Source organism: Thermus sp. (assembly GCF_056332225.1).
Genome location: NZ_JBWGQW010000056.1, coordinates 1 through 8,710, shown reverse-complemented (window position 1 = coordinate 8,710; position 8,710 = coordinate 1). Strand labels below are relative to the sequence as shown.

The 8,710-nt window shown below is 68.3% G+C and carries 10 protein-coding genes, 2 tRNA genes and 1 pseudogene; 8 read left to right on the top strand and 5 right to left on the bottom strand.

What is annotated here, in order from left to right; genetic code table 11:
• The 4 genes and pseudogenes from AC01Y6_RS08800 to AC01Y6_RS08785 form a co-directional block, all read left to right on the top strand.
• Window positions 1–87 (top strand): annotated as a pseudogene (locus AC01Y6_RS08800) (phosphate ABC transporter ATP-binding protein); the annotation flags it as partial.
• Between the two features lie 16 nt (window positions 88–103).
• Complete coding sequence (locus AC01Y6_RS08795) at window positions 104–1,276, top strand: MFS transporter (RefSeq protein ID WP_476671153.1); 1,173 nt, start codon at window positions 104–106, stop codon at window positions 1,274–1,276.
• A gap of 67 nt (window positions 1,277–1,343) precedes the next feature.
• On the top strand, window positions 1,344–2,375 hold the full coding sequence (recF, locus tag AC01Y6_RS08790) for a DNA replication/repair protein RecF (RefSeq protein ID WP_476671155.1): 1,032 nt from the start codon (window positions 1,344–1,346) through the stop codon (window positions 2,373–2,375).
• Complete coding sequence (locus tag AC01Y6_RS08785; protein WP_347241552.1) at window positions 2,360–3,142, top strand: DciA family protein; 783 nt, start codon at window positions 2,360–2,362, stop codon at window positions 3,140–3,142. Before recF ends, AC01Y6_RS08785 begins: the two co-directional genes overlap by 16 nt.
• A gap of 14 nt (window positions 3,143–3,156) precedes the next feature.
• Here the strand turns inward: AC01Y6_RS08785 and AC01Y6_RS08780 are convergent.
• From AC01Y6_RS08780 to AC01Y6_RS08770, 3 genes are all read right to left on the bottom strand, one after another.
• Window positions 3,157–3,233, bottom strand: a tRNA-Val gene (locus AC01Y6_RS08780).
• Between the two features lies 1 nt (window position 3,234).
• Window positions 3,235–3,309 (bottom strand) — tRNA-Glu (locus tag AC01Y6_RS08775).
• Window positions 3,310–3,390: 81 nt separating this feature from the next.
• Entirely contained in the window at window positions 3,391–3,858 is a 468-nt protein-coding gene (locus AC01Y6_RS08770; protein ID WP_428719633.1) for an FKBP-type peptidyl-prolyl cis-trans isomerase, read from the bottom strand.
• A 106-nt stretch (window positions 3,859–3,964) separates the two neighbouring features.
• Here AC01Y6_RS08770 and cysK point away from each other — a divergent pair, with 106 nt between their 5' ends.
• Complete coding sequence (cysK, locus tag AC01Y6_RS08765) at window positions 3,965–4,879, top strand: cysteine synthase A (RefSeq protein ID WP_428715944.1); 915 nt, start codon at window positions 3,965–3,967, stop codon at window positions 4,877–4,879.
• Here the strand turns inward: cysK and AC01Y6_RS08760 are convergent.
• Together AC01Y6_RS08760 and AC01Y6_RS08755 are read right to left on the bottom strand one after the other, a co-directional pair.
• Window positions 4,876–5,520, bottom strand: coding sequence for an outer membrane lipoprotein carrier protein LolA (locus AC01Y6_RS08760; RefSeq protein WP_347240943.1), 645 nt, complete (start codon window positions 5,518–5,520; stop codon window positions 4,876–4,878). The two genes, cysK and AC01Y6_RS08760, sit on opposite strands and share 4 nt — an antisense overlap.
• Window positions 5,517–6,263: a hypothetical protein gene (locus tag AC01Y6_RS08755; RefSeq protein ID WP_476671151.1), complete on the bottom strand. Its 747-nt coding sequence runs from the start codon at window positions 6,261–6,263 to the stop codon at window positions 5,517–5,519. Before AC01Y6_RS08755 ends, AC01Y6_RS08760 begins: the two co-directional genes overlap by 4 nt.
• A 54-nt stretch (window positions 6,264–6,317) precedes the next feature.
• Between AC01Y6_RS08755 and AC01Y6_RS08750 the strand changes: the two genes are divergently transcribed.
• The 3 genes from AC01Y6_RS08750 to AC01Y6_RS08740 all read left to right on the top strand — a co-directional run.
• The gene (locus AC01Y6_RS08750) at window positions 6,318–6,977 is read left to right on the top strand and encodes a PspA/IM30 family protein (protein ID WP_428719637.1); all 660 of its coding nucleotides are present in this window, start codon (window positions 6,318–6,320) and stop codon (window positions 6,975–6,977) included.
• Between the two features lie 107 nt (window positions 6,978–7,084).
• A complete protein-coding gene (locus AC01Y6_RS08745; RefSeq protein ID WP_347240946.1) occupies window positions 7,085–7,729 on the top strand; it encodes a hypothetical protein in 645 nt (214 codons plus the stop codon).
• A 9-nt stretch (window positions 7,730–7,738) separates the two neighbouring features.
• Window positions 7,739–8,710: 1-deoxy-D-xylulose-5-phosphate synthase N-terminal domain-containing protein (locus AC01Y6_RS08740; protein WP_476671150.1), on the top strand; the 972-nt coding region annotated here is incomplete at its 3' end.

Here is an 8,710-nt window from a genome sequence, read left to right as displayed (position 1 = left end):
CTGGTGGAGGAAGGCCCCACCGAGGTCCTCTTCACCAAACCCAAGCACCCCTACACCGAGGCCTACATCAGCGGGCGCTTCGGCTAGGGATATAATCGGGGCCATGCCCCCCTTGGCCCTCCTCTTCCTCACCCTCTTCAACAGCGTCCTGGGCCTTTCCATCCTCTTCCCCATCCTGGGGCCCTTGGGCAGGGAGCTTGGCCTAAGCGAGGTCCAGGTGGGCCTCTTCTCCACGGGCTACGCCCTCATGCAGTTCCTCCTCTCCCCCTACTGGGGCAGGCGGAGCGAAAGGGGAAGAAAGCCCGTGCTCCTCGTGGGCATCCTGGGCTTCGCCGCGAGCTTTCTCCTCTTCGGCCTCTTCGCCCTCCTTGGGCAAAAGGGGGTCCTGCCCCCGGGCCTCCTCTTCTTCCTCCTCCTCCTCTCCCGCCTTCTCGGGGGGGCCTTCAGCTCCGCCACCCTGCCCACGGCCCAGGCCTACGTGGCGGACGTCACGGGGCGGGAAAACCGCACCGCGGGCATGGCCCTCCTCGGGGCGGCCTTTGGCCTCGCGGTGATCCTGGGGCCCGCCCTGGGGGCGGGGCTCGCCTCCCTCTTCGGCCTCCTGGCCCCGGTCTTCTTCTCTTCGGGCATCGCCCTTCTAAACGCCCTCTTCGTCCACCTGGTCCTCCCCGAGTCCAGGCCCGAAGGGAGGAAGGAGGTGGAGCGGCTTTCCCCCTTTGACCCGAGGGTCTTCCCCCTCCTCCTCCTGGGCTTCGCCCTCAACCTCTCCGGCGTGGCCCTGGAGCAGACCATCGCCTTTTACTTCCAGGACCGCCTGGGGCTAACCGGGGTGGAGACCGCCCGGAGCGTGGGCACGGCCCTCGTCCTCTACGGCCTGGTGGCGGTCTTCCTCCAGGGCTTCCTGGTGCGCAAGGCGGGATGGCCCCCCAGGACCCTCCTCCTCCTGGGCCTGCCCGTGGGCCTCCTGGGCTTTTTGGTGCTGGTCTTCGCCAAGAGCTTTCCCGCCCTGACCCTGGGGCTCGCCCTCCAGGGGGCGGGGGCGGCCCTGGCGGGGCCCGGGGTGACGGCGGGGCTTTCCCTGGCGGTGGGGGAAGGGGAGCAGGGCCTGGTGGCGGGGCTCAACAGCGCCGCCCAGGCCTTGGGAAGGATGCTCGGGCCCATCGTGGGCACGGGGCTCTACCGCTTGGCCCCCGAGGGGCCGTACCTCCTTGGAGCCTCCCTCCTCCTCCTCGCCCTCCTCTTCCTCCCCGCCCTCTTCCGCCGGGTGAGGCTCTAATGGGCTTTCGCCAGGGCGGGGGTGGTCTAGACGTCCCCTGTTGCGCAACCGAAGGGTGATCCTTGGCATGCGGCTTCTCCTCTTTCGGCAGCGGAACTTCCGCAACCTGGCCCTGGAAGTCTTCCGCCCTCCCCCGGGGCTCTTCGCCGTGGTGGGGGGGAACGGCCAGGGGAAGACCAACCTCCTCTGGGCCTGGCACCTCCTCCTGGGGGGGGAGGCGCCGGGAGCCCTGGGGGACCTGGTGCGCTTTGGGGAACGGGAAGCCTGGCTCTTCGCCGAAGCGGAGACCGAGCTCGGCCTTTACCAGGTGGAGCAGCGTCTGGGCCCGGAAGGAAGGGAGGTGCGCCTCAACGGGAAGCCCGTCGGCCTAAGGACGTTATGGGAACTTCCCGGCTCGGTGCTGGTCCTCCCCGAAGACGTGGAGATCGTTCTGGGACCGAAGGAGGTGAGGCGGGCCTTTCTGGATCGGCTTCTTTCCCGCTTCTCCCGGCGCTACGCCGCCCTCCTTTCCGCCTACGAGAAGGTCCTGCGCCAAAGGAACGCCCTCTTGAAGATGGGGGGAAACGGGCTAGGGGTTTGGGACCAGGAGCTCGCCCGCTACGGGGAGGAGATCCAGGCCCTGAGAAGGCGTTTTCTCCGGCGCTTCCTGCCCATCTTCCAGGAGGTGCACCGGGCCCTGGCGCCCGGGGAGGCAAGCCTCCGCCTCGAGGAAAGCGTCCAGGGGAGCCTTCTGGAGGCCCTTAAGGCCAAGCGGGAAGAAGAGCTCCTCCGGGGGCAGACCCTGGTGGGGCCCCACCGGGACGACCTGGTGGTTCTCCTCCGGGGCCACCCCGCCCACCGGTTCGCCAGCCGGGGGGAGGCCAAGGCCCTGGCCCTGGCCCTGCGCCTGGCCGAGCACCGCCTCCTCGCCGAGCATCACGGGGAGCCTCCCCTCCTCCTTTTGGACGAGTGGAGCGAGGAGCTGGACGAACCCCGGCGCCAGGCGGTCCTGCGTTACGCCAAGGACCTGCCCCAGGCGGTCTTCACCGGCCTCCAAGCGCCCGAAGGGGTGGTGGTATGCTCCATGCAAGGAGGAGTGGTCCTGTGCCCTGGCGGCTAAAGGAGTTGATTCCCGAAGCCCTAAAGCGAGCCGGCGGCAAGGAGCGGTTCAAGCGGGGCATGGTTCTCGCCGCCTGGCGGGAGGTGGTGGGGCCGGGCTTGGCCGGGGTCACCGAGGCCCTGGCCCTGGAGGAGGGCACCCTTTGGGTGCGGGTCCCCGATCCCGTGGTGGCCCACCAGCTCACCTACCACCGCCTCCTTCTCCTCCGCCGCTACGAGGAGCGCTTTCCGGGGATGGTGAAGGAGATCCGCTTCCAGGTGGGAAGGCCGGAGGCCCCGGAGGACTCCCCCAAGCCCCAAGACCCTGGCCCCGCCGAAGGGGTAAAGCTCGCCCAAAGCCGCAAGGCCCTGGCCTTGGCAGAGCAAGCCCCTCCTGAGCTTCGGGACAAGGTGGCCCGGGCGGCTTTGGCCCTTTTTCGGCGACAAAAGGGCACTCCCTGCCCCATCTGCCAGACCCCCAGCGAAACCCACCCCTGCCCCACCTGCCGGCGCCTCCTGCAAGCGCCCGCCGTGCGCAAGGAGGCCGAGCGCCTCTACCGGGGAAAGCCCCCGCGCCTACAGGGGGAGGCTTTCCTGGTGGCCCGGCACCTGGCCCGGGAAAAGCTCCTTCAGGCCATGCGGGAACTCTACCCCGAGGCGTTGAGGGAGGAAGGCCTAAGGCCCCTCCTGGCCGATCTGGCCCGGCGCTTCCGGGCCCTCTTTCCCGAGGAAGCCCTTCCTGTGGGGGTCCAAAGCCTTTTGGAAAAGGAAAACCTCCCACCCCCTTAGGGAGTGGGAGCAAATGGTGGGCGGCAGAGGACTTGAACCTCTGGCCTCTCGCTTGTAAGGCGAGCGCTCTCGCCAGCTGAGCTAGCCGCCCATGGTGACCCCAGGGGGAATCGAACCCCCGTTTCGGCCTTGAGAGGGCCGCGTCCTGACCGCTAGACGATGGGGCCGAGCGAAGCGGGGCCTAGGCACCCGCACCTAGATCAGTTTAGGTCCTAGGGGGCAAAGGCTGCAAGACCCCGCGAAGCGCTTTAGTGGGCGTGGCCGCCCTCGTGCACGTGGCCGTGGAGGACCTCCTCCGGCGTGGCCTCGCGTACCCGCACCACCTCCACCTCGAAGTCCAGGTCCTTGCCCGCCAGGGGGTGGTTAAAGTCAATGGTGACCTCCTCTCCCTGGACTTCCACCACGGTGAGGGGCATGGGGTTCCCCTCCATGTCCTGGGCGTAGAACTGGGCCCCGGGGGCCACCTCGGCGTCCTCGGGGAAGGAAGAAAGGGGCACCACCTGGATCCCTTCGGGGTCATGGGGCCCGTAGGCCTTCTCGGCGGGCACGTGGACCTGGAAGCGCTCCCCCTCCTCCCGGCCCTCCAGGGCCTCCTCGAGGCCCCGGATCAAGTTGCCGTGCCCGTGCAGGTAGGAAAGCTCCCCCTGGTCCAGAACCTCCCCCTCCACCTGGAGGGTGTAACGGATGGTCACTACCTTGTCCTGTTCAACCTTCATGGTCACCCTTTCGCAAGCCAGGCTTGCTTCCTCTAGCCTAGCAGACTCGAGGCCCCGGGAAAAGGACCTGGAGGTTTCGCCCTTGGCCAAGGGCTATAGTGGGGGTATGCGGGTGGAAGGGGTGATCGGCAAGACCCCGGTGGTCCGCCTCGCCAAGGTGGTGGCCCCGGATATGGCCGAGGTCTGGGTCAAGCTGGAAGGGCAAAACCCCGGGGGCTCCATCAAGGACCGCCCCGCCTGGTACATGATCAAAGACGCCGAGGAGCGAGGAATCCTAAGACCCGGCTCGGGCCAGGTCATCGTGGAGCCCACCAGCGGCAATACCGGGATCGGCCTGGCCATGATCGCCGCAAGCCGGGGCTACCGCCTCATCCTCACCATGCCCGCCCAGATGTCTGAGGAGAGGAAGCGGGTCCTTAGGGCTTTTGGCGCCGAGCTCGTCCTCACCGACCCCGAGAGGCGGATGCTGGCGGCGAGGGAGGAGGCGCTGAGGCTCAAGGAGGAGCTCGGGGCCTTCATGCCGGACCAGTTCCAAAATCTCGCCAACGTCCGGGCCCATTACGAGACCACGGGGCCCGAGCTCTACGCGGCCCTGGAGGGCCGCATAGACGCCTTCGTCTACGGCTCCGGGACCGGGGGGACCCTCACCGGGGTGGGGCGCTACCTCAAGGAGAGGATTCCCCACGTGAAGGTCATCGCCGTGGAGCCCGCCCGCTCCAACGTGCTCTCCGGGGGGAAGATGGGCCAGCACGGGTTTCAGGGCATGGGCCCGGGCTTCATCCCCGAGAACCTGGACCTCTCCCTCCTGGACGGGGTGATCCAGGTGTGGGAGGAGGACGCCTTCCCCCTCGCCCGGAGGCTCGCCCGGGAGGAGGGGCTTTTCCTGGGGATGAGCTCGGGGGGGATCATTTGGGCCGCCCTTCAGGTGGCCCGCGAGCTCGGCCCCGGCAAGCGGGTGGCCTGCATCAGCCCGGACGGGGGGTGGAAGTACCTCTCCACCCCCCTCTACGCCGAGCCCTAGCGGCGCACCACCTGGGCGTCCTTGGGGTAGCGCTTGAGCTGGGCCGGGGCGAGGTTCGCCCGCTTGAACTCCACCACCTTAAGCTCCGCCAGCACCTTGCCCGCCTCGTCCTTGAAGACGAAGCGGATGGGCCTGGGGTCGGCCTTGAGGACGTAGAGCTCCATCTCGGCGAAGCCCTGGCCCTCCTTGGCCCGCCCCACGAGCCTCCAGGCGGCGCCCTCCGGCAGGCGCTCCTCGCCCCAAAGGCGCAGGGAAACCCGCTCCGTGAGGGCTTTTAGGTCCCCGAGGCCCTGGGGGCTGAAGCCCAGGCCCTGGACCTGGGTCTTCTCCTTGGGGGCGATCACCAGCTGGTTGGTGAGGTAGAGGTAGTTCCAGACCTCCTTCTCGGTGATCACGGTGAAGTTCCCCTCCAAGGAGGCGGGCTTCAGGAACTCTATGCGGAAGAGGTTCTCCTTGGGGATGGCGAAAACCTGGGCCCGGAGTTCTTCCTTCCCCGAGGGGCCTTGGAGGGTCCCCTGGACCACCGCCTGCCAGGGCTCGGAGAGGTTTTTCTCCACCCGGTCCAAGATCTCCGCCACCGTCTGGGCCAGGGCCAAAGGGAAAAGGAGGACGCAAAGCCAAAGGATCTCCGGTCTTCTCACGGCCACCTCCAGGTGTAGCGGACCCAGGCGTAGGGGGCTTCCCGAAAGCCCGCCTCGAGGCCCAGGTCCCCAAGCCACAGAAGGAGGCTACCCGCCCAAGGATGGGAAAGGGTGAAAAGGAGGCTAGCCTCCCCTAAGTAAACCCCCCCCTCCAGCCGGTTCACCCCCCCAAGGCGCAAGGATAGGTCCAGGACCTCCCCCTCCTCCCCCACCTCCCCCTTCCAGCCCAGGACCAGGTAGGGCCAGGCCCCCACCCCGAGCCCCAGGGTGTAGGTGGCCTCCTCCCTCAAGGCGTAGGTGGCCTCGGCCCTAAGGCCCCCTTCCCTTTCTAGGAGGAAGCCCGCCACCTCCCTCGGGGCCAGGCGGTAGCGCAGAGAAAGCCGCCCGAAAGCCCCCTCCTCGGGGAAGAGGGGGTAGGCCCTTTGGGGCCGGTAGCCGAGCCTCCCCTCCAGGGCCAAGGGCCCGGCCCCGCCCTCCAGGAAGGCCGCCCCGCCCAAGCCCCCCTCGCCCACCTCCCCCTGAAGGCCGTAGGCCAGGTAGCCCAGAGGCCCCAGGGAGAGGCTTCCCAGGTAGCCCAAGGCCCCCCGATCCCCCTGGAGGCGGAGGAGGACCTCCCCTTCCCCCAGGGCGAGGCCGGCCTCGAGGGTGGGGGAAACCCGGGGGCCCAGGTACGCCCCGGCCTCGAGGCGGCCCTGGGCCAGGGCAAGGCCGAGGAGAAGGAGGGACCAAAGCGCCTTTCTCATCCCACCCGTAAGCTTAACCCGTCGGGAAGGTATACTGGGCCCTGGGGGAAAGCCATGAACCTACTGGACCGCCTAAGCCGCCTCATCCGGGCGAACCTCAACGACCTCCTGCGCCGGGCCGAGGACCCGGAGAAGATCATCGAGCAGGCCCTCCTGGACATGAAGGAGGCCCTAAGGGAGGCCAGGGAGCAGGTGGCGGAGGCCCTGGCGGAGCAAAAGCGCCTGGAGCGGGAGGTGGAAAGCCACGAGCGGGAAGCCCTCCTCTGGGAAGAGAAGGCCAAGGAGGCCCTGAAGGCGGGCCGGGAGGACCTGGCCAAGGAGGCCCTGAGGCGGAAGAAAAGGGCTCTGGACCTGGCCCAGGGCTTCCGGCAGCAGGCCGAGGAGCAAAAGGCCCTGGTGGAACGCCTCATGACCCAGCTCAAGGCCCTGGAGGCGAAGATAGACGAGGCCGAGGCCCGCAAGGCCCTCCTCCTCGCCCGCAAGAAGGGGGTGGAGGCCGCCGAGGCGGTGCGGCGCATGGAGTCCCGCCTAGACCAGCACCCCGCCCTCGAGGCCTTTGAGGAGATGGAGGCCAGAATCCTCGCCATGGAGGACCGGCACGAGGCCCTAAAGGCCCTAGACGGCCAGGACCTGGACAAGGAGCTTTCCGCCCTCTCCGCCGAAAAGGAGGTGGAGGAGGAGCTCGCCCGCCTAAAGCGGGAACTGGGGTCCTAAGCGCCCGCGCCTTGGTCCAGCAGCATGAGGGGTTAGGTAAGCGCGTGGGGCCACCTTGGGGGAAGTGTTGGCCAGCCTACGGGAGGGATAGGGGTAAACTCCGTACCATGAGGCAGTACCTTATGGCCCTCGCCCTTGCCCTTTCCGCCTGCGCCCCCCAGGTGACCCAGGCCCCGGAGGCCCGCCCTCTCCTTGAGGAAAAGGGCTTCTACCCCGCCACCCCTGGGCTGGAGTGGACCTACCTGCCTGACGGGGAGGCCCTCTCCGCCCCCCCCTACCGGCTGAGGGTAGAGGGACCGGGGTTCTTCGCCGGTCAGGAAGCCCTCCGCTTCCGCTTCTTCGGGCGGGGGGAGGACCGGGTGTACTACCGGCAGGTAGGGCCCTTCGGGGTGAGGCTTCTCGGCTTCCAGGACCCCTCGGCCCGGGTGGCCTTCACCCCGCCCCTCCTGGAGTACCCCCCGGAGGCCCTGCTGGCGGTGGGCTACCGCTGGGGGGGGACCACGGAGGTGCGGGTGGAGCTCCTCACCCCCTCGGGCCGGGAGCCCTTGGCCGAGGGGAGGCTGGACTACGGGATGGAGGTCCTGGAGGAGCGGGAGGTGCGGGTGCCCGCGGGAACCTTCCGCGTCTTCCGCATCCGCCAAAGCTTCCGGGACAGCCGGAGCCAGGACGTGCGCGAGGTCTGGTTCGCCCCCCGGGTGGGGGAGGTGCGCACCCGCGAGGGGCGCCTGCTGGTGGAACGCAACTTTCGCTGAGGTGGCCCTATGGTCTTGGAACGCGTGAACGGCCCCGAGGACCTGAAGAGCCTGAGCCTGGAGGAGCTTAAGCTCCTGGCCGAGGAGATCCGGAGCGAGATCATCCGGGTCACTGCGCAAAACGGCGGCCACCTGGCGAGCTCCCTGGGGGCGGTGGAGCTCGTCCTCGCCCTGCACCGGGTCTTCCAGTCGCCAAGGGACCGCTTGGTCTTTGACGTGGGCCACCAGGCCTACGCCCACAAGCTCGTCACGGGCCGCAAGGACCGGTTCCACACCCTGAGGCAGGAGGGGGGGCTTTCCGGCTTCACCAAGGTCTCCGAGTCCCCCCACGACGCCATCACCGCGGGCCACGCCTCCACCTCCCTCGCCAACGCCTTGGGGATGGTCCTCGCCCGGGACCTTTTGGGGGAGGACTACCACGTGGTGGCGGTGATCGGGGACGGGGCCCTCACGGGGGGGATGGCCCTCGCCGCCCTCAACAAGATCGGGGAGCTCCAGAAGCGGATGCTCATCGTCCTCAACGACAACGAGATGAGCATCTCCGAGAACGTGGGGGGGCTCAACAAGTACTTCAAGGAGCTCCAGATAAGAAAGTGGGTCCAGGACGCGGAGAAGCTGGGGAAGCAGATCCTGGAGCGCATCTCCCCCCAGCTCTTCGGCCTGGTGGACCGGGCCAAGGAGGCGGCGAAGCTCCTTTTGCACCAGGAAAATCCCTTCTACGCCTGGGGGATCCGCTACGTGGGCCCGGTGGACGGCCACGACCTCAAGGGCCTGGTCCACATCCTGGAGCACCTCAAGGCCCTGGACGGCCCCACCCTCCTCCACGTGGTCACCAAGAAGGGCAAGGGGTACAAGGTGGCCGAGGCCGACCCCATCTACTGGCACGGCCCCCCGGGCTTTGACCCCAAGAAGCCGGAAAAGGTCTCCAAGGGCTACTCCTGGAGCCAAGCCTTCGGGGACGCGGTAACCGAGCTCGCCCAC

Bases quoted from the DNA above. Each gene is read 5' to 3' on its own strand.
- AC01Y6_RS08750 (WP_428719637.1), top strand. From the start codon at position 6,318: ATGAACCTACTGGACCGCCTAAGCCGCCTCATCCGGGCGAACCTCAAC.
- AC01Y6_RS08770 (WP_428719633.1), bottom strand. From the start codon at position 3,858: ATGAAGGTTGAACAGGACAAGGTAGTGACCATCCGTTACACCCTCCAG.
- cysK (WP_428715944.1), top strand. From the start codon at position 3,965: ATGCGGGTGGAAGGGGTGATCGGCAAGACCCCGGTGGTCCGCCTCGCC.
- recF (WP_476671155.1), top strand. From the start codon at position 1,344: ATGCGGCTTCTCCTCTTTCGGCAGCGGAACTTCCGCAACCTGGCCCTG.
- AC01Y6_RS08745 (WP_347240946.1), top strand. From the start codon at position 7,085: ATGAGGCAGTACCTTATGGCCCTCGCCCTTGCCCTTTCCGCCTGCGCC.
- AC01Y6_RS08755 (WP_476671151.1), bottom strand. From the start codon at position 6,263: ATGAGAAAGGCGCTTTGGTCCCTCCTTCTCCTCGGCCTTGCCCTGGCC.
- AC01Y6_RS08795 (WP_476671153.1), top strand. From the start codon at position 104: ATGCCCCCCTTGGCCCTCCTCTTCCTCACCCTCTTCAACAGCGTCCTG.